21 protein-coding genes are annotated in these 23,001 nt (G+C 65.7%); 11 read left to right on the forward strand and 10 right to left on the reverse strand.

Going from position 1 to position 23,001, the window contains the following annotated elements:
* Positions 1–48 precede the first annotated feature (48 nt).
* From LC083_RS10560 to tsaD, 4 genes are all read right to left on the reverse strand, one after another.
* A complete protein-coding gene (locus tag LC083_RS10560) occupies positions 49–1,680 on the reverse strand; it encodes a vWA domain-containing protein (RefSeq protein ID WP_226700352.1) in 1,632 nt (543 codons plus the stop codon).
* A gap of 192 nt (positions 1,681–1,872) precedes the next feature.
* Complete coding sequence (locus tag LC083_RS10565; RefSeq protein WP_226700353.1) at positions 1,873–3,366, reverse strand: lipopolysaccharide biosynthesis protein; 1,494 nt, start codon at positions 3,364–3,366, stop codon at positions 1,873–1,875.
* The gene (locus LC083_RS10570) at positions 3,363–4,355 is read right to left on the reverse strand and encodes an NAD(P)H-dependent glycerol-3-phosphate dehydrogenase (protein WP_226700354.1); all 993 of its coding nucleotides are present in this window, start codon (positions 4,353–4,355) and stop codon (positions 3,363–3,365) included. The genes LC083_RS10565 and LC083_RS10570 overlap by 4 nt, the downstream gene beginning before the upstream one ends.
* Complete coding sequence (gene tsaD / locus LC083_RS10575) at positions 4,352–5,392, reverse strand: tRNA (adenosine(37)-N6)-threonylcarbamoyltransferase complex transferase subunit TsaD (RefSeq protein WP_226700355.1); 1,041 nt, start codon at positions 5,390–5,392, stop codon at positions 4,352–4,354. The genes LC083_RS10570 and tsaD overlap by 4 nt, the downstream gene beginning before the upstream one ends.
* A gap of 48 nt (positions 5,393–5,440) precedes the next feature.
* Between tsaD and hemC the strand changes: the two genes are divergently transcribed.
* From hemC to LC083_RS10590, 3 genes are read left to right on the forward strand one after another with little or no spacing between them, the layout of a single operon-like run.
* Entirely contained in the window at positions 5,441–6,370 is a 930-nt protein-coding gene (gene hemC, locus LC083_RS10580) for a hydroxymethylbilane synthase (RefSeq protein WP_226700356.1), read from the forward strand.
* Positions 6,367–7,059, forward strand: coding sequence for a uroporphyrinogen-III synthase (locus tag LC083_RS10585; protein WP_226700357.1), 693 nt, complete (start codon positions 6,367–6,369; stop codon positions 7,057–7,059). The genes hemC and LC083_RS10585 overlap by 4 nt, the downstream gene beginning before the upstream one ends.
* Before the next feature lie 44 nt (positions 7,060–7,103).
* A complete protein-coding gene (locus tag LC083_RS10590) occupies positions 7,104–7,979 on the forward strand; it encodes an MICOS complex subunit MIC60 (RefSeq protein WP_226700796.1) in 876 nt (291 codons plus the stop codon).
* Positions 7,980–7,983: 4 nt separating this feature from the next.
* Here the strand turns inward: LC083_RS10590 and LC083_RS10595 are convergent, their stop codons facing one another.
* A complete protein-coding gene (locus tag LC083_RS10595; RefSeq protein ID WP_226700358.1) occupies positions 7,984–9,198 on the reverse strand; it encodes an FAD-dependent monooxygenase in 1,215 nt (404 codons plus the stop codon).
* Positions 9,199–9,268: 70 nt separating this feature from the next.
* Between LC083_RS10595 and LC083_RS10600 the strand changes: the two genes are divergently transcribed.
* Positions 9,269–11,317, forward strand: a complete 2,049-nt coding sequence (locus tag LC083_RS10600) for a protein-disulfide reductase DsbD family protein (protein WP_226700359.1) — start codon at positions 9,269–9,271, stop codon at positions 11,315–11,317.
* Here the strand turns inward: LC083_RS10600 and LC083_RS10605 are convergent.
* Genes LC083_RS10605 through uvrB form a run of 3 tightly spaced genes read right to left on the reverse strand, consistent with a single transcriptional unit; the run spans position 11,259 to position 15,597 of the window.
* Entirely contained in the window at positions 11,259–11,798 is a 540-nt protein-coding gene (locus LC083_RS10605; protein ID WP_226700360.1) for a hypothetical protein, read from the reverse strand. The two genes, LC083_RS10600 and LC083_RS10605, sit on opposite strands and share 59 nt — an antisense overlap.
* Positions 11,799–11,830: 32 nt before the next feature.
* On the reverse strand, positions 11,831–13,345 hold the full coding sequence (locus LC083_RS10610) for a S10 family peptidase (protein ID WP_226700361.1): 1,515 nt from the start codon (positions 13,343–13,345) through the stop codon (positions 11,831–11,833).
* A gap of 56 nt (positions 13,346–13,401) precedes the next feature.
* On the reverse strand, positions 13,402–15,597 hold the full coding sequence (gene uvrB / locus LC083_RS10615; protein WP_222554370.1) for an excinuclease ABC subunit UvrB: 2,196 nt from the start codon (positions 15,595–15,597) through the stop codon (positions 13,402–13,404).
* A gap of 97 nt (positions 15,598–15,694) precedes the next feature.
* On the opposite strand from uvrB, the gene LC083_RS10620 reads away from it, so the two are divergent.
* From LC083_RS10620 to LC083_RS10650, 7 genes are all read left to right on the forward strand, one after another.
* The gene (locus LC083_RS10620; protein ID WP_226700362.1) at positions 15,695–16,231 is read left to right on the forward strand and encodes a DUF3617 family protein; all 537 of its coding nucleotides are present in this window, start codon (positions 15,695–15,697) and stop codon (positions 16,229–16,231) included.
* Positions 16,232–16,353: 122 nt separating this feature from the next.
* A complete protein-coding gene (locus tag LC083_RS10625) occupies positions 16,354–17,070 on the forward strand; it encodes an esterase/lipase family protein (protein WP_226700363.1) in 717 nt (238 codons plus the stop codon).
* A gap of 77 nt (positions 17,071–17,147) precedes the next feature.
* Complete coding sequence (locus LC083_RS10630; protein ID WP_226700364.1) at positions 17,148–18,575, forward strand: circularly permuted type 2 ATP-grasp protein; 1,428 nt, start codon at positions 17,148–17,150, stop codon at positions 18,573–18,575.
* On the forward strand, positions 18,575–19,519 hold the full coding sequence (locus tag LC083_RS10635; RefSeq protein WP_226700365.1) for an alpha-E domain-containing protein: 945 nt from the start codon (positions 18,575–18,577) through the stop codon (positions 19,517–19,519). The genes LC083_RS10630 and LC083_RS10635 overlap by 1 nt, the downstream gene beginning before the upstream one ends.
* Positions 19,519–20,334, forward strand: coding sequence for a transglutaminase family protein (locus LC083_RS10640; protein WP_226700366.1), 816 nt, complete (start codon positions 19,519–19,521; stop codon positions 20,332–20,334). Before LC083_RS10635 ends, LC083_RS10640 begins: the two co-directional genes overlap by 1 nt.
* Positions 20,335–20,353: 19 nt before the next feature.
* Complete coding sequence (locus LC083_RS10645; RefSeq protein WP_224832173.1) at positions 20,354–21,100, forward strand: proteasome-type protease; 747 nt, start codon at positions 20,354–20,356, stop codon at positions 21,098–21,100.
* Between the two features lie 139 nt (positions 21,101–21,239).
* Positions 21,240–21,866: a response regulator transcription factor gene (locus LC083_RS10650; protein WP_226700367.1), complete on the forward strand. Its 627-nt coding sequence runs from the start codon at positions 21,240–21,242 to the stop codon at positions 21,864–21,866.
* 38 nt (positions 21,867–21,904) lie between these two features.
* Here LC083_RS10650 and LC083_RS10655 read toward each other — a convergent pair whose 3' ends face one another.
* Both LC083_RS10655 and LC083_RS10660 read right to left on the reverse strand, forming a co-directional pair.
* Positions 21,905–22,573: an extensin family protein gene (locus LC083_RS10655; protein WP_226700368.1), complete on the reverse strand. Its 669-nt coding sequence runs from the start codon at positions 22,571–22,573 to the stop codon at positions 21,905–21,907.
* Between the two features lie 45 nt (positions 22,574–22,618).
* Complete coding sequence (locus LC083_RS10660) at positions 22,619–22,990, reverse strand: VOC family protein (RefSeq protein ID WP_226700369.1); 372 nt, start codon at positions 22,988–22,990, stop codon at positions 22,619–22,621.
* Positions 22,991–23,001: the final 11 nt, after the last annotated feature.

Below are 23,001 nucleotides of genomic sequence, written 5' to 3' on the forward strand. Positions count from 1 at the left end.
AGCCGCGCGCCGCGTGGGTGCAAGACCTGCGGCGCGCGGGGCGGGCTATTACATCTGCGCTTCGGCCGTGCGGGCGAGCTCGACGAACTCCTGCCGCCAGAAATCGGACTGGCTTCCGGCGAGCCTGACAACCTGGTCCCAGCCGAAATCGGCGAGCAGCGCATCGCCGCGCAGCTTCTGGCCATAGGCCGCAACTGCAGTGGCAAAGGCGAAGTCGCCCTGCGGCAGGCGCCGCGTTTCCAGCGCAGTTGCAGGCAGGCGGTACTGGAGCAGCTTCGACTGCGATGCGCCGGGCAGCTTGTAGCGCAGCTGGACGAAGGCGGCTTCGTCGGCGGGGCCGGACGCAGCCTTGCCCTTATTCGCATCGTAGCGGCGTTCGCCGACCCAGCCTTTTGCGCCTGCGGGGATCACCTCGTAGAGCGCGGTGACCTGGTGCCCTGCCCCGATATCGCCGGCATCGACGCGGTCGTTGGCGAAATCCTCTTCGCGAAGCACGCGGTTCTCGTAGCCGATCAGGCGGTACTGGCTGACTGCGGCGGGATTGAATTCGACCTGGATCTTCACGTCCTTGGCGATGGTGAAGAGCGTGGAGCTCATCTCGTCGCGCAGCACTTTCTTCGCTTCCAGCGCGGTGTCGATATAGGCGTAATTGCCGTTACCGTGGTCGGCGATCTGTTCCATCATCGCCTCGTTGTAATTGCCTGTCCCGAAGCCGAGTGTGGTGAGCGTAATGCCGCTGTCGCGCTTCCGCTCGATCATGTCGATCAGCGTGTCGGTATTGGAAATGCCGACGTTGAAATCGCCGTCCGTGGCCAGGATCACGCGGTTGACGCCGCCCTTGATGAAGCCTTGTTCGGCCATGGCATAGGCGAGTTCGAGCCCTGCCGCGCCGGCGGTCGATCCGCCTGCACCGAGCCGGGCGAGGGCGGCACGCACCTTGGCCGGGCTGCTGGTGGGTTCGAGCACGACGCCCGTGCTGCCCGCGTAGACGACGATCGACACCTTGTCCCTGCCGGTCATTTCCCCGGCAAGGCCGGAAAGCGCCTGCTTGACCAGCGGCAGCTTGTCGGGGCTGTCCATCGATCCGGACACATCGACGAGGAAGACAAGGTTCGCCGCCGGACGATCTTCGCGCGGCAAGTCGTATCCGCGCAGGCCCACGCGCACCAGCTTCGCTTGCGCGTTCCACGGGCTGGCTGCCGTGTCGAGCGTGACCGAGAACGGCTTGGAACGGTCCTGCGGCGCGGCATAGTCATAGCGGAAATAGTTGATCATCTCTTCCGTGCGCACCGCATCCTGAGGGGGCAGCTGGCCCATGGTCAGGAAACGGCGGGCATTGGCATAGGCGCCCGTATCGACGTCGACCGAGAAGGTGGATACCGGCTCCACCGCGGCAATCCGGATGGGCGACACCGCCTCCCCGGCATAGCGTTCGCGGTCTTCTTGCGGGATCAGCGCAGGATCGCCGGTCCAGGGAGCCATGACGGGCGAGGGGGCGGCAACGGCCTCGGCCTCGGCGCTTTCGTACATCGGCGCATAGGCCGGTTCGGCAATATCCAGGGTGGTGACGTGTTCGACCTGCTCGTTCCGGTTGGTCGCTTCGCATCCGGCAAGCAGCAGCAAGGCCATGGTGGATGCCAGCGCCATCGAGCCGCCGGCAAGACGTGTCCGATTGTCCATTTTCTTCCTCTCCACGATTCGTTCTCCCAGATGTGATGTTATTACATAAATAATGGCATCAACAAGGCCAAATTGTGGCATAAATAAGGCGAGAGTCAATCGGGCACACGTCGATGCGCGCCGAAACTGGCTGCAATGCGCAGGCAAAATGTTGAATCTATTGTGTTTTAGGAAAACGCGGCAGGACGTGCCCTATTCGGGCGTCTCTGCCTTATTTCGCTGGAAAAGCACCCGGTCTTCGGGGCCGAAGCCCCGTTTCCAGATGATAAAGCCATACGTCAGCAGGATCGCCGGTATGCCGAATGCCAGTTCGGCCCATTCGGGAAGCTGTGTGGCGGCCCAGCCGACCAGCACTGCCGGGGCGACCGCATAGACCAGCGCCCAGCGCCAGTTGTTGATCGGATATCCGAGGATCCGGGTCAGCAGCAGCGCCTTCACGAGACTTGCCACGCCTAGCGCGACCATGAGGGCGATCGCGGCCGCAGCGGCCTTGAACGGCTCGCCGTAACCCAGCCGCTCGACCAGCAGGATCAGCGTGATCGTCAACGCCGCCTGGAAGGCAATCGTGCCGACCGAGATGGCAAGGTTGCGGCCCCGCGCGACGTAGATCAGCACCGCTTCGGACACGACGGCGGTCGCCGCGACCACTTCGGCCGCCAGCAGGAAGGCCAGCGCGCCCGTGCCGCCGACGAATTCCGGCCCGACGAGGCCCATGACCGCTTCGCCCGGAACGCCCAGCGCCAGCGCGATGCCTGCCTGTGCAGCGATGATCCAGAAGCCCACCTGGCAGACCTGCTTGGCGATCGCCTCGTAGTTCTTGGTCTTCAGGTTCTTGGTGATGACGGGCCCGAGGATCGGCTCGAAACTGGTCTTCAGTTTCTGCGGCAGGCTCGCGACCTGCTGGGCGATGTAATAGACGCCGACCGCGGCAGGCGCGGCGAACAGGCCGAGGATGAAAATGTCGAGGCGGCGCGTACCCCATTCGATCGCATCGGCCGTGGCCAGCGGCAGGGCGCGCGCAGTGACCTTGCGCATATAGCCGAATTCGGGTCGCCAGCGGCGCGGCGGGCCATAGCTGCGGAAGAAAGACCACAGGCCAACCGCGAGGCCCGCATAGATCGAGGCGAGATAGGCCAGCGCAAGGCCGCTGTCGGCAAGCGCGGGAATAAAGACGAAAACGCCCGCCATGATCGAGATCGTCCACGGCTCCACCACCGCGCGGGCGCGCACCGTGGTGGCGATGTCATAGCGATAGGCCTGCGCTGCCAGCACGATTTCGGTCAGCGCATAGCCGGGAATGGCAAGGACGATCAGCCGGTCGAACTGGGTGAACTCGCCGCTCGGGAAAAGCGGGGCGGGCACGAACCAGAAGAAAACCGCGGCAATCGCGGAAAAGACGACCGCCAGCAGCATCCCGTCGTAGACGAGGTTTGCAGGGTGTGCGTCCTCCCCTTCGGCAAGACGCTGCGCAAGGCCGCGCTTCTCGCCCATGGAACACAGCAGCGCGACAAGCTCGACCACGACCAGTGCCGAAGCGAAGCGACCCAGCGCATCGGGGCCGTAAAGGCGGCCCGCGATGAACAGGAAGGGCAGGCGCGCCAGCAGGCGCAGCAGGAAGCCGAAGAAATTCTGCCGTCCGCCCTTGGCGAGGGCGGTCAGGTCTTCATCCTGCGCGGCGGCACTCATCCCGCATCGCCCAGTTCGGCCTTGAGCGGGCGGGCGAGGATGCCTTCGACCACAGCCTTGGGATTGCCGCCCTGCAGCAGCGCATAGACCGCGGCGACGATGGGCATGGCGACAGCGTGGCGCGCGGCCAGTTCGACCAGCACGGGCGCGGTATGCGCGCCTTCGGCCACGGTGCGCCGGTCGGCCATCAGCGCTTCGGCGCTCTGGCCTTCGCCCAGCGCCTTGCCGAGCGAGAAATTGCGGCTGGAGGTGGAAGAGCAGGTGAGCACGAGGTCGCCGAGGCCGCATAGGCCCGCCAGCGTTTCCGCCCTTGCGCCCAATGCCTCGCCGAAGCGCAGCATTTCGGCATAACCGCGCGCGATCAGCGCCGCGCGGGCATTCTGGCCGAGGCCGAGGCCGTCTACCACACCGCAGGCGATGGCGAGGACGTTCTTCACCGCGCCGCCGATCTCCGCGCCGGTCACGTCGTCGGAATAATAGGGGCGGAAGGCGGGGCGGGCGACGACGGACGAGAGCCTGTCCCATTGCGCCTCGCCGCCCGCGCAGGCGAGCGTCACGGCGGTCGGCAGCCCTGCGGCCACTTCATGGGCAAAGGTGGGGCCGGACAGCACGGCGATGGCGCTGCCGGGCGCGGCTTCCTTCGCCACGTGGTTCATCAGGCGCCCCGAACCGGCTTCGATACCCTTGGAACACAGGACGAGGTCGCGCGGGTGGGCTGGCATGGCAGCCAGCACGCTGCCCATGTGCTGGGCGGGCGTGACCACCAGCAGCACGTCGAGCGCGGCCATGTCGGCAAGGTCGGATGTGGCGGTAATGCTCTCGGCCAGGCGCGCGCTTGGCAGGAACAGCGAATTGGTGTGCGCGGCGTTGATTTCGGCGACCAGTTCTTCCTCCCGCGCCCAGATGCGCACTGCGCGCCCGTCGCTTGCCAGCATCTGCGCCAGCGCCGTGCCCCATGCACCGGCTCCGAGAACCCCGACGCTCGTCATGCCTTCACTCCTGCACCGCGCACGGGTTCTGCCTCGGGATCGAGCGGCCAGCGCGGGCGGGCCGAAATATCGAGCGGATCGGGCGCGAAGCCGTCCATCAGCAGGCGCTCGACACCGGCCCAGGCGATCATCGCCGCATTATCGGTGCAGAGGCGCGGCGGCGGAGCGGTGAAGCGCATCGAATGCTCGCCCGCGAGGGTTTCGAGCGCGGTGCGCACGGTCGCATTGGCGGCCACGCCGCCTGCCACCACCAGTGTTTCAACGGGTCCCATCGCTGCCAGCGCTATCCGCAGCCGGTCGATGACGCAATCGACAGCGGCCTGCTGGAAGCTCGCCGCAATGTCCTCGGGCGCATATTTCCCGCTCTCGTGAGCACGCATGACGGCGCTTTTCAGGCCGGCAAAGGAGAAATGCGGCTCGCCGCTGCCGACCATTGGGCGGGGAAGCGGGACGGCCTTCGCATCGCCCGTCGCCGCCAGCCGCTCGACCGCAGGACCGCCGGGAAAGCCGAGGCCGAGGATCTTGGCGGTCTTGTCGAACGCCTCGCCCAGCGCATCGTCGATGGTCGTCGCCAGCCGGCGATAGCGGCCCACGCCGTCGACGCGCAGGATCTGGCAGTGTCCGCCAGATACCAGCAGCAGGGCATAGGGGAAGGCGAGGTCCGCATCGGCAAGGCGCGGGCTCAGCGCATGGCCTTCGAGGTGATTGATGGCGATAAGCGGCGTATCGCTCGTCATCGCCAGCGCCTTGGCGCTGACCAGCCCGACCATGACCCCGCCGATGAGGCCGGGGCCGGCAGTGGCCGCAATGGCATCGCAATCGTCCAGCGTGACGCCGGCATCCGTGAGCACGCCCGCAATCATCGGGGCGAGCCGTTCGGCATGGGCACGCGCCGCGATTTCGGGCACGACCCCGCCGAAGGGGGCGTGTTCCTCGTCTTGCGAGGCGATCCTTTGCGCGACGATCCGCCGGTTGCCGTCGACCAGCGCGGCGGCGGTTTCGTCGCAGGAACTTTCGATACCGAGAACAAGCGTCATAACTTCGCTTTCCCTTAGCGGTCTCGCTCGCTAGGGCAAGCGACCGCAATGTCCGACACACCGATCATGCGCCTTGGAACCCGCCGTTCGCCGCTCGCCATGGCGCAGGCCGAAGAGACGCGCGCACGCCTGTGCGCCGCCCACGGCTGGGACGTCGGGGCGGTCGAACTCGTCCCCGTTATCGCCAGCGGCGACCGGATCCAGGACCGCCCGCTCGCCGATATCGGCGGCAAGGCGCTGTGGACCCGCGAACTCGACATCTGGCTGAACGAGGGGCGCATCGACGCCGCGGTCCATTCGATGAAGGACGTGGAGACGATCCGCCCCGATGCGCTGGCCATCGGCGCGATCCTGCCGCGCGCGGACAAGGCCGACGTGCTGCTGGGCGCAGCTTCCATCGCGGCCATCCCGGTAGGCGCGCGGGTGGGCACCAGCGCCCCGCGCCGCGCCGCGCAATTGCTCCATGCCCGCCCCGATCTCCAAGTGGTCGGTATTCGCGGCAATGTCGCCACCCGTATGGCCAAGCTGGAAGCGGGCGAGGCCGACGCGACTTTCCTTGCCGCTGCGGGCCTGATGCGGCTGGGCGAGGACAATACCGGCACTCGGCTCGATCCGCAGGAATGGCTGCCCGCGCCTGCCCAGGCCGCCATCGGTGTCGAATGCCGCACCAGCGACGAACGCACGCGCGAGCTTCTTTCCGCGATCGACCACGAACAGAGCCGGCAGGAAGTGCTGGCCGAGCGAGCCCTGCTCGAAGGGCTGGGCGGGACCTGCCACAGCCCCATCGCCGTGCTCACCACGCAAGAGGGCGAACGCCTGCACATGCGCGCCGCCATCTACAGCCCCGACGGGTCGATCCGCGTCGAAAGCGAAGCGCGCTTCGAGCCGGACGACACGGACGAGGCCATCGCCCTTGCGCGCGACATGCTGCGCGAAGCGCCGAGGGAAGTGTCGGTCAATTTCGGGCAGATGGGGTGAGCCGCCCGGTCTTCGTCTTCCGGCCCGAACCGGGCCTGTCCGTAACGCTGGAAACCGCCCGTGCACTGGGCCTGGACGCGCACGGATGTCCGCTCTTCGCGGTCGAACCGGCCGAATGGGGCGCGCCGACCGCCGATGATTACGACGGCCTGCTGGTCGGCAGCTCCAACGTCTTCCGGCACGGCGGCATCAATCTCGACCGGTTGGTCAAGCTGCCCGTCTATGCCGTGGGCGAAGCGACAGCCGAAGGCGCCCGCGAAAAGGGCTTCATCGTGTCGCGCACCGGTCGCGGCGGCCTGCAGGCGCTGCTCGACGAGGCGAAGCTGGACGGACGTCGTCTGCTGCGGCTGGCCGGCGAGGCGCATGTCGAACTGGACCCGCCCGAAGGCACCCGCATCGACACCCGCGTGGTCTACCGCACCGTGCCGCTCGATATTCCGGAGGACATGGCGGCAGCGCTGGGCAAAGGCGGTATCGTTCTGCTCCATTCGGGCGAGGCCGCAGTGCGCCTGCGCGAGGAGTGCGAGCGGCTGGGCATCGACCGGTCGGCCATCACCGTCGCGGCGCTCGGCCCGCGAATTGCGGGCATGGCAGGCGATGGCTGGCAATCCGTCCACACCTCGAGCCACCCTCGCGATGCCGAGCTACTGGCCTTGGTGGAACAACTGTGCCAGACAGGAGCGGGGTAATCAGGCGTCCGGAAAGTGGCGTCGGGGTCGTGGATTGGAGTATGATGGACGAGTATTCGAGCACTCGGCGGGCCGGGGGCAGCACGCGCTCCTTGTTGCTTGCCGTGACCGGCGCATTCGCGCTGGGGGCTGCCCTGGTGGGCTACGTCGCCTGGCGGATGAACGCCTCGGAAGAGGTGGCGCAAGAACCGGCGCAGATCGCCGCACCCGCTGCCACCGAAACTGCCGCACCAAGCCCCACGCCCAGCGCCAGCGAAAGCGCCGCCGCACAGGCGGTGGAACGTGTCGCCGAGCAACAGGGCGGTATCGACCAGCGCCTTGCCGCTGCCGAACAACGCCTCGCCCGGCTGGATCTCCAGGCCGAAGCTTCGGCAGGCAATGTCGCCCGCGCCGAAGGGCTACTGATCGCCTTCGCCACGCGCCGCGCGATCGATAAGGGGGCCGAGCTCGGCTACCTCGCCGACCAGCTGCGCCTGCGTTTCGGCGACGCGCTGCCCAATGCGGTGAACACCATTCTCACTTTCTCGCGCGAGCCGGTGACGCTCGACCAGCTGATCGCCCGGCTCGACGGGCTCGCCCCGCAATTGCAGACGGGCGAAGGCAAGCCGAGCCTCGAACGCTTTGCCGACGAACTGGGCGCGCTGTTCACCATCCGCCGCGAAAGTGCGCCGTCGCCGCAGCCCGAAAAGCGGCTGGAACGGGCACGGCTGTTCCTGCAGTCGGGCCGCGCGGATGCCGCCGTGGCAGAGGTTCGCAACCTGCCGGGCGCGGTCAATGCCGAAGGCTGGCTGCGCGATGCGGAACGCTATGCCTCCGCGCAGCGTGCGCTGGACCTGATCGAAACCGCAGCCGTGCTCGAACCACGTCGCCTGCGCGACGGGGCAGGCAACCGGATCGAACAGCCGAGCCCGGTGGAGTAGGCGCTCAGGCCTTCATCAGTTCGGGCACGTCGCCCGAAACGCCGCGGGCCTCGTCCATGAAGAACTTCTTGAGCCAGCCTGACCGCTGGACACCCGCCATGCCGAGCCTGCGCACCGCGCTGGCCGCCTTGCCGGGCACGCCGAACAGGCGGGTCAGGCTGTCGGTTGCGCCCATGACCATGATGGAATCGAGCGCGCGCCACTTCTCGTAGCGGTCCAGCACCTGCGCATCGCCGATGTCGAGGCCGAGCCTGCGGGCATCGCCGAGCACTTCGACCAATGCACCGACATCGCGCAGGCCGAGGTTGAGGCCCTGTCCCGCGATCGGATGCATCCCGTGGGCACTGTCGCCGACCAGCGCCATGCGCTCGCCCACGATGCGCGCAGTATGCTGGAAAGTAAGCGGGTAGGAGGTGCGCGGGCTGTTCAGCGTGAGATCGCCGAGCAGGTCGCCCATGCGCTTCTGCACTTCGGCAAGGAAAGCACGCTCGCCCATCTTCAGCACGCCGGCTGCATCTTTCTCGTCAACGGTCCAGACCAGCGCGCTGCGGTGCTGGCCGTCCGGCCCGTCGAGCAGCGGAAGGAGCGCGAAAGGTCCTGCGGGATAGAAAATCTCCCAGGCCACGCCGCCATGCGGTTTCGAGTGGTCGAGCCCGGTGATGATGGCGCGGTGCGAGTAGTCCCAGCTCGCCATCTTGAGCGCGGCATCCTCGCGCGTGGGGGAGCGGCGGCCCTCCGCGCCGACCAGTAAATCGGCCTTGAGCATCTTGCCGTCCGCCAGCGTGGCGGAGACCCCATAGGCATCGCGGTGGCGTTCGGTCACTTCGACCGGCGCATGGAGCGTGATGAGCGGTTCCGCTTTCACCGCATCGAACAGCGCGGTGCGCAGCACGCGGTTGGCGAACATCCGGCCCAACGAGCCTTCGTGTTCCTCGGGCGTGAAGTCGAGGCGGCCCGGCTTCATCTGGTCGAGCACGGCGATGCTTTCGATCGGGCAGCCATGCGGCTCCAGCGTGTCGGCGAGGCCGATATTGCGGAACAGGCGCCAGCTGGCGGTCGAGATGGCGGAAGCCCGCCCGTCGAAGCCTTCTGCGGTGAGTTCTGCCGGATCGGCCCGGTCGACCAGGTGGCTAGTAAAGCCCTGTTTCGCGGCTGCCAGCGCCAGTGTGGAGCCGACGAGTCCGCCGCCGAGAATGAGCAGGTCGCGCTTGTCTGTCATGGGCACCGTCCCTAGAGCGGGCGGCGTGACACTGGCAAGGATTATGGACGTCTGGCGGGTCAGGATGGCAATGATCCTGATCGTTGTCCTGTGCCTGCTGCCGGCGGTGTCCCACGCGCAGGACCGTGCGCCCCGTTATGGCGACGACAATATCGCGGTCCAGCTTTACGCCAATGGTGCGCCCGGAGCGGGCGAGGAATGGTTGCTGGCCCTGCGGTTCACGCCGAGCGCGCCCGAATGGCACGGCTATTGGGCGAACCCGGGCGATGCGGGGCAGGGTATGGACTTGCAGCTCGACCTGCCCGACGGCTGGGTGGTCGGAAAGCCGCTCTACCCCGTGCCGCAGACCCTGCTGATCGGCGGGCTGATGAACCACATTTTCGAGGGCGAGTATGTCGTCCTCGTGCCGATAACGCCGCCCAAGGGTGCCGACGTCGCCGCTCTTGCGCCGGTAACAGGCTATGTCGAATACCTGGCCTGCACCGACCGCGTCTGCGTGCCGCAGGATGCGGCGCTGCGGGCCACGAGTGGCGGCGACTTCGCCGCTTGGCGGGCGGCAGTCGCGCCGCTGCTCGACAGCACGGCAGGCTTCGAGATTACAGGCGAACGCCTGCGCATCGGCATCCCGCTGCCCGCCTCGATGGAACTGGGCGATCTCCACCTCTTCCTCGAGAATGCCGACCTCGGGAACGGCCTCAGGCCGCAATATGCCGCTATCCAGACATGGGTGCGCGAGGGCAATCTCCTCGTTGCCGAACTGCCGCTGACCCGTATCGGGAAAGCGGGCGGGGAAACGCCCGCCCAGGTCGAAGGCATTCTCTCGATGGGCGAAGGGCGCGGCGTGCGCTTCGTCGCCGAACCTGCCGACGTACCGCTCGAAGGGGTGAAGCCCCTGCGCGGCCCGGATGCCGTGCCCGAATTGTGGGTGCTGCTCCTCGCATCGCTGCTCGGCGGGCTGCTGCTCAACGTGATGCCCTGCGTGTTTCCGATCCTCAGCCTCAAGGCTCTCGCGCTGGCGAAGGCGGGCGGCGACGAGGCTGCGGCGCGGCGCGATGCGCTGGCCTATACCGCAGGCGTCGTGCTGGCCTGTGCGGGGCTGGGCGCGCTGATCCTGTTGCTGCGGTCGGCAGGGCAACAGGTGGGCTGGGCGTTCCAGTTGCAGGAGCCTGCGATCATCGCCTCGCTGTTCGTCCTGTCGGCTGCGATCACGGCCAATTTCCTCGGCCTGTTTTCCATTCCGGGGATCGCGATTTCGGGCGGAAAGCCGAGTTCGGGCGGCTCCTTCGCTACCGGCCTGCTCGCCGCATTTGTCGCCACGCCGTGCACCGGTCCTTTCATGGCGTTGGCGCTAGGAGCCGCGCTGGTGCTGCGCCCGGTAGAGGGGCTGGCTATCTTCACTGCGCTCGGCGTGGGTCTTGCGCTGCCTTTCCTGTTGGTCGGCTTCGTGCCGGCGATCCGCAAACGCCTGCCCGCACCGGGGCCATGGATGGAGCGTTTCCGCCGGTGGATGGCGCTGCCGATGGGCCTCACCGCGCTCGCTCTCGCATGGTTGCTCTGGCGCGTGGGCGGGCCGCTGTTCCTCCTTGCCGGAACCGGCGTCGCGGCAGGCATATTGCTGGCGCTTGGCGCTTTCCTGCCCCCGCGCGCCAGAGAAAAGCGCGACGCGCGGCTGGCCGCGGTCGGCCTCGCAATGGCAGCGATATCGGGCCTCGCAATGGCCGAAACTTTCGACCCGCCTGTCGCGGAAGCGGGCGAGAGCCTGCTCGATCCGCGTCCTTTCTCGCAAGACGCGCTGGCCGAAGCGCGGGCGAGCGGGAAGCCGGTCTTCGTCTGGTTCACCGCCGACTGGTGCGTCACCTGCAAGGTCAATGAAAGCGTCGCCATCGAGCGCGAGGAAACGCGCGCTGCCTTCGAACGGGCAGGGGTGATATCGCTACGCGGCGACTGGACGCGCAAGGACGAGGAAATCGCCAGCTTCCTCGCCAGCCAGGGGGCGGCAGGCGTCCCGCTTTACCTGTGGTATCCGGCCGGCGGCGACGCGCAGCAATTGCCGCAGGTGCTTACGCCGGATCTGCTTCCTCAGCTTGCTCGGCCGGAGGCGGAGCGCACTCGGCAATAAATTCGCCCGGCAGGCGGCTGGGATTGAGCTTGAGCGATCCTGCCCCCGGCACGGTCGCCTCCACGCTCCGCGGGCCGGTCAGCACTTCGAGGCGCGGATCGTCGGCGGCAATGCGGCCGCGCCAGACCCATGCTTCCTCCGCTTCTTCCGCATCGATCCACAGACGTTCGACATGACCGTTGCCGATGAGCGCAAGGACCGCCTTCGCATCGGGATCGGCTTCCGCGAAGCGAGTGTAACGGATGCGCCCCTCTTCACAGGCCAGCGCGAAATAGGGTGCAGCGCCGGGCTTGCCGTAGAGCAACCGTTCGCCGTCGGTGCTGCGCGCCCAGACCGCCCCGTCGGGATCGGGCGAGGCTATCGGCGTGCGCGGCGCGCTGCGTTCGCCCGCGATCCGCTCGCGCGTGACGTATTCGTCCGAGGCGGGCGGCTTGCAGGCGGACAGCAGGAGAAGGGCGCAAAGCGCGGGCAGGCGGACCATGGGTGCCAGCTACCCCGTGCGCGCCACGGGCGTCAACGCGCCCGGATGAATGCCCTGAGATCGGCGCTGAGTTTTGCCCGGTCTTCGTCGCGCACATACATCATGTGCCCCGCATCGTAGTAACGGTAGGTCAGCCGATCCTGCGGGATTCCCACCCGGTTGAGCGAATATTCCGCGCCGAAGAAGGGCGTCGCGAAATCATACCAGCCCTGCGCGTTGAACAGGCGAAGCCCTGCGTTTTCGCGCATGGCTTTTCCGACAAAGGGCGCGACGTTGAGGTAGGCATTGCGACCCCATCCGCTGCCCAGCGACCAGTCCCAGTGCTGACCCGGCTCGCGCCCGATCGACTGGTATTCGCGGTTCGTCTCGAAACCAAGGCCGTCGCGCAGCCAGCTGTTGATCGCGGCGGTATAGCCTGCATCGATGCCGTAGAAGCTGGGATCATTGTCCGGCGTCTCGCCCGCATTGTCGTAGTCGCGGCCGGTATAGCGAGCGTCGAGGCGGCCGATGGTGAGGCCGCGGTCGCGCAACAGCTCCTTGTAGAACCGCTCCGACGTCACGCGCAGTTCCGCCTGGTCGAGATAGGCTTCGGAAAGGCCCGTCAGGCGCGACAGTTCCGCCCGCACGGCGGCGCGTTCGGCTGCCGGAAGATCCTGTCCCTTCAGCAGCGCGGTCGCATAGGGACCGATGGCGAATTGGCGCGCTTCTTCCGCGATCGCTTCGACCGACGGTGCTTGCACCTTGCCGTGGTAGAATGCGGCCGCCGCCATGTTCGGCAGGGTGACGATATAGGCCATCTCGTTGCCCGGCGTCGGTTCGCGCCCGGCGAAATCGAGGATCGTCGAGACGAGGATCAGCCCGTTCAGGCCGACATCGTTGAAGGTGCCGCCTTCCAGATCGTCCACCACCATCGCGGTGCGCGTGGTGCCGTAGCTTTCCCCGCCGAGGTACTTGGGGCTGTTCCAGCGGCCGTTGTCGTTGATCCAGCGCCGGATGACCTGCGCCACGGCCTTCGCGTCCTGCCTGAGGCCGTAGTATTTCTTCGGATCGGTTCCGTCGGTGAGGTAGCTGAAGCCCGTGCCCGGGGGATCGATGAAGACGAGGTCGGCGACGTCGATCAGGCTGTCGGGATTGTCGAGCAGCGGGTAGGGCGGCGCCCCGTCGTCGCGCGCGTCGGAGGGGATGGCGACCCGTTTCGGCCCCCATGCGCCCATCTGCAGCCACACCGAACCCGAACCGGGGCCACCATTGTAGATGAAGAACACGGGCCGCGATGTATCGCGCGGGCTCTTCACATAGCTGGTGGTGACGATCACCGCTTCCTGCTTGCCATCGTCGCCGGTGAGGATCGTCTCGCCCACGGTCGCCTTGTAGGCGATGCGCTGCCCGCCGAATGTGCCGGACAACTCGCGGCTCTGGACCTGCGGCGTGATTTCCCTGGCGGATTTCTCGGCCTTTTCGGCCTTGTCCTGCGCAGTGGCGGCTTGCGGGATCATGGCGAAAGCGCTCGCGGCGGCGAGGCCGGCGGCAAGGGTGCGGAATGTCATCGATTGCCCTCTCATCATTGGCCTGCGGTATGCAAAGCCATAGGGCGAGCGTCAATCTAGGGCTTGCCGCCCATCCGCTTGTAGCGCGTCTTGCCGTAGCGGGTCTTGCGGGTGCCGGGGCGGCCTGCATCGCTGCGCCCGACGCGCGGAGCCTTCTTTTCTTCGTCGCCGAGGCCGAGTTCGTCGTTCTCGAGGCGGCGAATCTCGTCGCGCAGGCGCCCGGCTTCCTCGAATTCGAGATCGGCAGCAGCCGCCCGCATGCGCTTTTCAAGGTCTTCGATATAGGCGCGCAGGTTATGGCCGACGAGGTTGTTGCGCTCGTCATCGCCCGTATCGACGGTCACGCCGTCCTGCGCGGCGGTATGCGCGACGATGTCGGCGATCTGGCGCTTGATGGTCTGCGGCGTGATGCCGTGTTCCTCGTTGTAGGCGCGCTGCTTTTCGCGGCGGCGTTCGGTCTCCGCCATGGCGCGCTCCATGCTGCCGGTCACGCGGTCGGCATAAAGAATCACGCGGCCATCGACGTTGCGCGCGGCGCGGCCGATGGTCTGGATCAGCGAGGTTTCCGAACGCAGGAAGCCTTCCTTGTCGGCATCGAGAATGCAGACGAGGCCACATTCGGGGATGTCGAGGCCCTCGCGCAACAGGTTGATGCCCACCAGCACGTCGTAGACGCCAAGGCGAAGGTCGCGGATCAGCTCGATACGCTCCAGCGTCTCCACGTCGGAGTGCATGTAGCGCACGCGCACGCCCGCCTCGTGCATGAATTCGGTGAGGTCTTCCGCCATCCGCTTGGTCAGCGTGGTGACAAGCGTGCGGTAGCCCAGCTTGGCGGTCTTCTTGCATTCCTCGATGCAGTCCTGGACCTGGTCTTCCACCGGCTTGATCTCGACCGGCGGGTCGATGAGGCCGGTAGGGCGGATGACCTGTTCGGCAAAGACGCCGCCGGTCTGCTCCATTTCCCACGAACCGGGAGTGGCCGAGACGGCAAAGGTCTGCGGGCGCATCGCGTCCCATTCGTTGAACCGCAGCGGGCGGTTGTCGATGCAGGAGGGCAGGCGGAAACCGTATTCGGCGAGCGTCAGTTTGCGGCGGTGGTCCCCGCGCGCCATCGCGCCGATCTGCGGCACCGTCTGGTGGCTTTCGTCCACGAACAGCAGCGCATTGTCGGGAAGGTATTCGAACAGCGTCGGCGGCGGCTCGCCCGGCAGGCGGCCGGTGAGGAACCGGCTGTAATTCTCGATCCCGGCGCAGCTACCGGTGGCAGCGATCATCTCGAGGTCGAAATTGGTGCGCTGCTCCAGCCGCTGGGCTTCGAGCAGGCGGCCTTCCTCGTGCAGTTCTTTGAGGCGCTCCTGCAGCTCGAACTTGATGGCCTCGGCGGCCTGTTTCATCGTCGGGCCGGGGGTGACGTAGTGCGAATTCGCATAGACACGCACCTTGTCGAGCGTAGCGCCCTTCTTTCCGGTAAGCGGGTCGAATTCGCTGATCTCCTCGATCTCGTCGCCGAAGAAGCTGATCCGCCAGGCCATGTCCTCGTAGTGCGAGGGGAAAATCTCGAGACTGTCGCCGCGTACGCGGAAATTGCCGCGCGCAAAGGCGGCATCGTTGCGCTTGTATTGCAGCGCCACCAGCTTGCGGATCAGTTCGCGCTGGTCGACCGTTTCGCCGGTCTTGATGTCGAAGATCATCGCCGAATAGGTCTCGACCGAGCCAATACCATAGAGGCACGACACCGAGGCGACGATGATCACGTCGTCACGCTCCAGCAGGGCGCGGGTGGCCGAGTGACGCATCCGGTCGATCGCCTCGTTCACCGAGCTTTCCTTCTCGATGTAGGTGTCGGACCGCGGCACATAGGCTTCGGGCTGGTAGTAGTCGTAATAGCTGACGAAATACTCGACCGCGTTTTCCGGGAAGAAGCTCTTGAACTCCCCGTAAAGCTGCGCGGCGAGGATCTTGTTCGGCGCCAGGATCAGGGCAGGGCGCTGCAGTTCCTCGATCACCTTGGCCATGGTGAAGGTCTTGCCCGAACCGGTCACGCCGAGCAGCACTTGCGTCTGCTCACCGTCCTTCGCCGCGCTGGTCAGTTCCGCGATCGCGGTCGGTTGGTCGCCCGAGGGGGTGTAGTCGGACACGAGCTTGAACGGCCGCCCGCCCATCGACTTTTCCGGACGTGCAGGCTTGTGCGGCACGAACTCGCCGGTGGTGTCGGGTTCTTCGAGTCCGCGTCGGATAACTAGCTCTGCCATGCGCGCACATATGGGGAACGTTATGGCGTGGTGCAACGCCGCTTGCGTCGCGCCCAGCGGCTGCTAGCGTCGCGGACAAATCACTACGGAGCTTTCCATGCGCCTTCCCATTACGCTTGCCATCGCCAGTCTCGCCCTCGCATCCTGCGGGAGCTCCGACGATGCGGATACCGACGGCGACGGCAGCGTCTCGGCCGAAGAGATCAAGGCCGCCACCGCCAAGGTGAAGCCGCTGGAGGCAGGCCAGTACAAGATGAACATGGAACTGGTCGAACTGGTCGATCCGACCATGAGCGAGCAGGAAATCGCGCAGGCGAAGGAATTCATGGGCGCAATGGGCGGCATGGCTCCACCGCGCTGCCTCAATGAAGAGGACGCCAAGAAGGGCATGGTCGGCGTGGCCGAGCAGCTCCAGAACGGCGACTGCAATGTCGACAGCCTGACCTCCAATGCCGACGGCATGCAGGCGGCCATGACCTGCAAGGCGGCAGGCGGCGATGCCAAGGTCTCGCTCGCCAGCACCTCGACCGGTACGGCGTCCGAAATGACCATGACCGCCATCGAACCGTCCGAACAGGGCGAGAAGAAGGTCACGATGAAAGTCTCCATGACGCGGACCGGCGACTGCATCTGACCTGCGCCATACGGCACTTGCGTCCGTGATGTGACGCGGGGCGGTTCAAGGAACCGAAATCCGGCGTGGTGGATTATTACGGAACGATGGCAACGTTACCGTTCTACGAATCACGCCAGGAAATGAGCCGCCGGCTGGCGCTGGCGGCCGAACCGTGCCCCGACGACGCTCGCGGGCCGCGAGCCCTGCTGCTGGCCAAGGAGTTCCTCTGGCCGGTCGAGCCGATCCGGCGCCGGTTCGAGGATTTCACTGTCGAGAAAGCGCGCAATCCGCGCCACGTCATGCTGCTGCCCGGCTTCGGGGCCCATCCGATCCGCATGCGCTGGATGGCGCGCAAGCTGGAAAAGGCAGGCCATACCGCCAAGCGCTGGGGCCTCGGCTATAATTTGGGTGCGACCGCTGACCGTTTCGCCAAGGTGGAGCGCCGCCTGCTCGACCTCCATTCGCGCTATGGCGAGCCGATCGTTCTGGTCGGCTGGAGCCTTGGCGGGGTGATGGCGCGCGAATTGGCCAAGAAGCACCCCGGCAAAGTTGCCAAGGTCGTAACCATGGGATCGCCCTTTTCCGGCTCGCCCCGAGCTAACAATGGCTGGCGCGCCTATCAGGCGATTGCCGGACACCGCGTGGACGAGCCCGAGATCGACACTGTCGTAAGCGAAAAGCCGCCGGTCGAAACGATCGCCTTCTGGTCGCCGCGCGACGGCATCGTCCACCCGCGCTCCGCCTGCGGGCGGCCGGGCGAACGCGACCGTGCCGTGGCGCTGCGCTGTTCGCACATGGGTTTCGTCCTTACGCACGAAGCGATGGGCGCGCTTCTTTCGGAACTGGATCGCGCCTGAGCCTTTAGTCTGTTAAGCAGGACGCCGGGTCCTGCAGCTTCGCGCGTCCTGCGCGGGGGTCAGACAATCGGGGGTTCATGAGCGGCGAGGCCGAATTCTTCAACGAGATGCGCGAACCCGACGGATCGGTTCGCGATGCCTACGCCGACTATTGCGGCTGGTTCAACGACCAAGACAGCAAGCTGCTGAAGCGCAAGCACGCCGAAGCGGAAACCAACTTCCGCAAGACCGGCATCACCTTCAACGTCTACGGCGAAGACGAGGCGGAAGAGCGCCTCATTCCCTTCGACATGGTCCCGCGCATCATCACGGCAGGTGAATGGCGCCGCTTGACGCGCGGCATCGAACAGCGCGTGTCCGCGCTCAATGCCTTCATGCACGATCTCTACCACCGGCAGGAAATCGTGCGCGCCGGCCGACTGCCGCAGAGCCTGCTGCGCGACAACGAGGCGTGGCTGCCCAACATGGTGGGATTCACGCCGCCGGGCGGGGTCTACACCCACATCGTCGGCATCGACCTCGTGCGGACGGGGCCGGACGAGTTCTTCGTGCTGGAAGACAATGCCCGCACGCCCTCGGGCGTCAGCTATATGCTGGAAAATCGCGAAACCATGATGGCGATGTTCCCCGAGTTGTTCCTGCGCGTGCCGATCGAGGCTGTTTCCGATTATCCGCGGCGCCTTGCCAAGAGCCTTGCCGCCTGCGCGCCCGACTGCGCGGGCGACAAGCCGGTGGTCGCGGTCCTGACGCCGGGGATCTACAATTCCGCCTATTTCGAACACGCCTTCCTCGCCGACCAGATGGGCGCGGAACTGGTGGAAGGCAGCGACCTGCGCGTGGTCAACGGCCGCGTCGCGATGCGCACGACCAGCGGCTACAAGGCGGTCGATGTCATCTATCGCCGGGTGGACGATGAATTCCTCGATCCGCTTACGTTCAATCCCAACAGCATGCTGGGCGTGCCGGGGATCATGGACGTCTATCGCGCAGGCGGGGTGACCATTGCCAATGCGCCGGGCACAGGGGTGTGCGACGACAAGGCGATCTATTCCTTCATGCCGGAAATCGTCGAGTTCTACACCGGCGAGAAGCCCCTGTTGCCGAACGTGGAAACTTGGCGCTGCGCCGACGAGGACAGCCTCAAGTATGTCCTCGACAATCTCGGCGAGCTGGTCGTGAAAGAAGTGCACGGTTCGGGCGGTTACGGCATGCTGGTCGGCCCTGCCTCGACCAAGAAGGAAATCGAGGAATTCCGCGCCAAGCTGGTCGATAACCCCTCGAACTACATCGCCCAGCCGACGCTCTCGCTCTCGACCTGCCCGATTTTCACCAAGAAGGGCCTCGCGCCGCGCCACGTGGACCTGCGCCCGTTCGTGCTGGTCTCGCCCGACAAGATCGACATCACACCCGGCGGCCTGACCCGCGTGGCGCTGAAGGAGGGCTCGCTCGTCGTAAATTCGAGCCAGGGTGGCGGCACGAAAGATACCTGGGTGCTCAAGGACTGATGCTGGGAAGAACCGCCAACGGACTGTTCTGGATGTTCCGCTATCTCGAGCGGGCAGAGAATACCGCGCGCCTGATCGATGCAGGCCTACGCATGGCGCTGACCCGCGACCTCGTCACTGCGGAAGAAGAATGGCGCTCGGTCATTGCGACTGCGGGGCAGCGCGCCGGCTACGAGGCCAAGCACGGCACCTACACCGGCAACCAGACGTGGAATTACATGCTGCGCGAGAAGGCCAACCCCTCGTCGGTCCTGTCGATGTTCAGCCTCGTGCGCCAGAATGCTCGGCTGGCGCGCAACGCCATCAGCGGCGAGTTGTGGGAAGCGATCAACGAGAACTGGCTGGTGATCGAGGACCAGCTGTCCAAGCCCGTGGGGGAGAACCGCGTGCTCGATACGGTAGCGACGATCCGCCGCGCCGGTACGCTGGCGCATGGCGCGCTGGCCGGATCGATGCTGCGCGACGAAGGCTATCACTTTGCCCGCGCGGGCACCTTTATCGAGCGGGCCGACAGCATCGCGCGCATTCTGGACATCAAGTATTATCTGCTGCTGCCCTCGCTCTCCTACGTCGGATCCAGCCTTGATACGGGGCAATGGGACCAGGTGCTGCGCTCGGTTTCGGGGGACCGCGCCTATCGCTGGCTCAACGCAGGCCAGATCGATGCACGCGGGATTTGCGAATTCCTGATCCTCGACGAGAGTTTCCCGCGCAGCCTCGCCTTCTGTTACTGCGCCCTGCGGGACGACCTCGCTGCCCTTGCGCGCCTGCACGGCAGCGAAGGTCACAGCAACATGCTGATGCGCGATGCCGATACGCGGCTGACCGAACTGACCATCGACGACATCTTCGATCAGGGCCTGCACGAATTCCTCGTCGAATTTACCGCGAACAATGCCTCGATCGCCGATGCCATTGCCAACGACTACAGGTTCCTTGCCTGATGCGCCTCTCTATCCGCCATACGACCCGCTACCGTTTCGACCAGCCCGTGGTGCACGCATTGCAGCGGTTGCGCCTTGTGCCCAAGCAGACGCAGGGACAGGAAATCCTCGACTGGTCGATGGAATACGAGAACGCCCGCGAGGAGCTTCAGTTCGAGGATCAGCACCATAACACGACCACGCTGGTATCGGTCGATCAGGGGACGCGCGAGGTCACGATTACCTGCAGTGGCAGGGTCGATACGCACGACCATGCCGGCGTTATCGGGAACCATGCCGGCCATTTGCCCCTGTGGAGCTTCCTCACCCAAAGCAAACTGACCCATCCGGGACCGGGGATGCGCAAGTTTATCGGCGAAATGCGCAAGTCCGGCGCGGACCGGCTGAATATGCTGCACGAGCTTTCCCGCGCGATCCTGCACCGGGTAGAATATACGATCGGAGCCACTCATCCCGGCACTTCGGCGGAGGAAAGCTTCGCCGCGCGCGCAGGCGTATGCCAGGACCACGCGCACATTTTCATCGGCAGTGCGCGGGCCATGGACATCCCGGCGCGCTATGTCTCCGGCTACCTTATGATGAACGACCGCGTCGAACAGGACGCGACCCATGCATGGGCCGAAGCCTATGTCGAAGGGCTCGGCTGGGTGGGCTTCGACGTGTCCAACGGAATCTCCCCCGATACGCGCTATGTCAGGGTTGCCACGGGGCGGGATTACCGCGATGCCGCGCCGGTGACGGGCATCAGCTTCGGCAATACGACGCAGGTGCTCGAAGTCGACGTGGCCGTCGAACAGCAGCAAGTGCAGCAATAATCGCGAGAGTGGACCGGGAATGACCTATTGCGTGGGAATGGTGCTCGAAAAGGGCCTCGTCCTGATGAGCGACACCCGCACCAATTCGGGCGTCGACAACATTTCGGTCTTCCGCAAGATGTTCACCTGGCAGGTCCCGGGCGAACGCATCATCACGCTGATGACGGCGGGCAATCTCGCTACTACACAGGCGGTTATCAGCCAGCTTGAAGAGCGCGCCAAGGAACCGGACGAACGCGACAACGCGATCCTAAAGTCGCCGACCATGTTCCAGGTGGCGACCGAAATCGGGCGCCTGCTGCGCGACATCATTTCCGAACGGCAGGGCGTGAACGGCGACCGCGGACATGGCCGCTTCACCGCCTCCATCATCGTGGCAGGCCAGATCAAGGGCATGGAGCCGCGCCTGTTCATGGTCTACCCCGAAGGCAATTTCATCGAGGCCAGCCTCGACACGCCATTTTTCCAGATCGGCGAGACCAAGTATGGTCGTCCCATCATCATTCGCGGCTACGACCGCCAGATGAGCCTGGAGGACGGGGTGAAGCTGCTCATGGTCAGTTTCGATTCCACGCTGAAGGCCAATCTTTCCGTCGGTTTGCCGCTAGACCTGCAGGTCATCGAACGCGACAGCTACGAGGCCAGCCACCAGCACCGCGTCACCCACGACGACCCCTATTTCCAGGCAATTTCGTCGAGCTGGGGCGACGCGCTGAAGAACGCGTTTCACTCGCTGCCCGATTACAGCTTCTACTTCGAAGAGTAATCGCGGGGAACTTCATCCGAAGCGGATGGAATTTTCGGTGAGGAATTCCGCCAGAGTTCCCGGTGTTAAGGCCGAATTCGCTCCGCATCCGTAGTCTTACGGAATGCGCATTCTTCCGTAGGGTGGCAAAGTTCTCCTTATGGAACAGCGACATACCCTTCACATCGTCGACGGATCCAGCAGGGCGCGGGCAGAGCAGGCGCATCTCGGCTTCGACATCGGACACCATTGCGAAGTCTATGCAGATGTCGATGAACTCATCGCCGCCGCGCCGGACAGGGGGGTGGTCATCGCCTGCGACGAAGAGGGGCGCGGCTCGGTCGCCCAAGTGCTGAGGCGGTTGGCGTACGCCGGAATGTGGCTGCCGGTGGTCGCCACCTCGACGGACCCGCGGCCCCGCCGGGTCGTGGCAGCGATAAAGGCTGGCGCACTCGATTACCTTCGCCTCCCGCTGCAGGTCGAACGCCTCGCCGAAACGGTTGTGCGGATTGCAGAGGAAGCGGAAGCCTACGGCATTGCGCGTCGCAAGGTGATCGATGCGCGCAACCGCCTGGCCACACTGTCACCGCGCGAGCGGGAAGTGCTCGACTGGCTGGCGGAAGGGCGAAGCAACAAGATGATCGCGCGGGAGCTCGAAATCAGTCCGCGCACGGTCGAAATCCACCGCGCCAACATGATGAGCAAGCTGGGTGCACATCATGCGGCCGAGGCCGTCAGGCTGAGGATAGAGGCTCACCTCGACAGCGTGCGGGCGAGTTTCGCCTAGGCATAACGAGATAGCCCGCAGGTCGCACCCAGGGCGGCTCAGCGGCAGAAGCTGCCGCTACCGAATTCCAGGTGCAGGTGATCGCGGTGTGCCTCGTTGTAATCCGGGCCGAGCACGGTCCCGAAGCGCTTGCAGGCGCTGGCATGGACGGTGCGCAGGAATTCGCGTTCCTCGCGCGATGCGCTCCACCCTTCCTTGACCGTGATGCGCCGCCCGTCGGCAAGGACGAAGCCTGATACGTCGACGGCGTGGGCGCGCGAGTGGGCGGACAGGCGGTTCGTTCCCGCAACATTGCGGCAGGCGTAGCTGCCGAAAGTCTCGATCCGGGCGAGCCCGCTGCCGAGGATCTGGCGTGCCGCGCGGTCGACGCCGAAACGCGCCCATGCGGCAAAATCGTTGGCGACCGGACAGGCGATGGACGGCAAATTGGTCACGCCGAAGCTTCCGCCGTCGCCTGCCAGTCCGTCGAGGCTGACCGTGTTCGAAGTGGAACAGCCGCCCGCCTGCAACTTGTCGGGCAGGGGCGAGAAACGCGCACCCGACTTGCCCAGGTCGGCCAAGCATTGCCGCCCTTCCGCGGACTGCAGGATCGGGGCAGTCGAAACAGGGCCGGCCTTGACCGGCGCCTCGCTGCGGCCATCGGGCACCATGCCGCAGGACGCGGCAAGCAACGACACGGCGATTGCGGCAAGAGACCCGATCCTCATCGCACCAGAGGATACATCTTGCCCGAATCGCGGGCAAGCGACTGATTATTCGGGTGCGGCGAGCTGTTGCCAGAGTTCGATCTTCACCCCGTTCGGGTCGAGCAGCCAGGCGAACTTGCCGTAACCTTCGTCCACCTCGTCGAGCACGTCGACACCCTTGGCGCGAAGCTGGGCCACGAAGCCGTCGAGATCGTCCACGCGAAGGTTGATCATGAAGCTGGCCGTGCCCGGCTTCAGGTAGCTGTCGTCCTTGAAGTGGCTGATGAGCGAATAGGGCTGCTCGCCGGTTTCCTCGCTCCAGCGGAGCATGGGGCCATAGTCGCCGTCGATACCCAGCGTGTCGCGATACCAGGCGCGTGTCGCCTCGGGGTCATCGACCACGTAGAACACGCCGCCAAGGCCGGTAATCTTCGCCATATCCGTCTCCT

This window comes from Qipengyuania gaetbuli (assembly GCF_020524765.1).
In the GTDB taxonomy this organism is placed as follows: Bacteria; Pseudomonadota; Alphaproteobacteria; order Sphingomonadales; family Sphingomonadaceae; genus Qipengyuania; species Qipengyuania gaetbuli_A.

Coding starts and splice junctions, on each gene's coding strand:
- LC083_RS10560 (WP_226700352.1), bottom strand. CDS start 1,680: ATGGACAATCGGACACGTCTTGCCGGCGGCTCGATGGCGCTGGCATCC.
- LC083_RS10565 (WP_226700353.1), bottom strand. CDS start 3,366: ATGAGTGCCGCCGCGCAGGATGAAGACCTGACCGCCCTCGCCAAGGGC.
- LC083_RS10570 (WP_226700354.1), bottom strand. CDS start 4,355: ATGACGAGCGTCGGGGTTCTCGGAGCCGGTGCATGGGGCACGGCGCTG.
- tsaD (WP_226700355.1), bottom strand. CDS start 5,392: ATGACGCTTGTTCTCGGTATCGAAAGTTCCTGCGACGAAACCGCCGCC.
- hemC (WP_226700356.1), top strand. CDS start 5,441: ATGTCCGACACACCGATCATGCGCCTTGGAACCCGCCGTTCGCCGCTC.
- LC083_RS10590 (WP_226700796.1), top strand. CDS start 7,104: ATGGACGAGTATTCGAGCACTCGGCGGGCCGGGGGCAGCACGCGCTCC.
- LC083_RS10595 (WP_226700358.1), bottom strand. CDS start 9,198: ATGACAGACAAGCGCGACCTGCTCATTCTCGGCGGCGGACTCGTCGGC.
- LC083_RS10600 (WP_226700359.1), top strand. CDS start 9,269: ATGATCCTGATCGTTGTCCTGTGCCTGCTGCCGGCGGTGTCCCACGCG.
- LC083_RS10605 (WP_226700360.1), bottom strand. CDS start 11,798: ATGGTCCGCCTGCCCGCGCTTTGCGCCCTTCTCCTGCTGTCCGCCTGC.
- LC083_RS10610 (WP_226700361.1), bottom strand. CDS start 13,345: ATGACATTCCGCACCCTTGCCGCCGGCCTCGCCGCCGCGAGCGCTTTC.
- uvrB (WP_222554370.1), bottom strand. CDS start 15,597: ATGGCAGAGCTAGTTATCCGACGCGGACTCGAAGAACCCGACACCACC.
- LC083_RS10620 (WP_226700362.1), top strand. CDS start 15,695: ATGCGCCTTCCCATTACGCTTGCCATCGCCAGTCTCGCCCTCGCATCC.
- LC083_RS10625 (WP_226700363.1), top strand. CDS start 16,354: ATGAGCCGCCGGCTGGCGCTGGCGGCCGAACCGTGCCCCGACGACGCT.
- LC083_RS10630 (WP_226700364.1), top strand. CDS start 17,148: ATGAGCGGCGAGGCCGAATTCTTCAACGAGATGCGCGAACCCGACGGA.
- LC083_RS10635 (WP_226700365.1), top strand. CDS start 18,575: ATGCTGGGAAGAACCGCCAACGGACTGTTCTGGATGTTCCGCTATCTC.
- LC083_RS10640 (WP_226700366.1), top strand. CDS start 19,519: ATGCGCCTCTCTATCCGCCATACGACCCGCTACCGTTTCGACCAGCCC.
- LC083_RS10645 (WP_224832173.1), top strand. CDS start 20,354: ATGACCTATTGCGTGGGAATGGTGCTCGAAAAGGGCCTCGTCCTGATG.
- LC083_RS10650 (WP_226700367.1), top strand. CDS start 21,240: ATGGAACAGCGACATACCCTTCACATCGTCGACGGATCCAGCAGGGCG.
- LC083_RS10655 (WP_226700368.1), bottom strand. CDS start 22,573: ATGAGGATCGGGTCTCTTGCCGCAATCGCCGTGTCGTTGCTTGCCGCG.
- LC083_RS10660 (WP_226700369.1), bottom strand. CDS start 22,990: ATGGCGAAGATTACCGGCCTTGGCGGCGTGTTCTACGTGGTCGATGAC.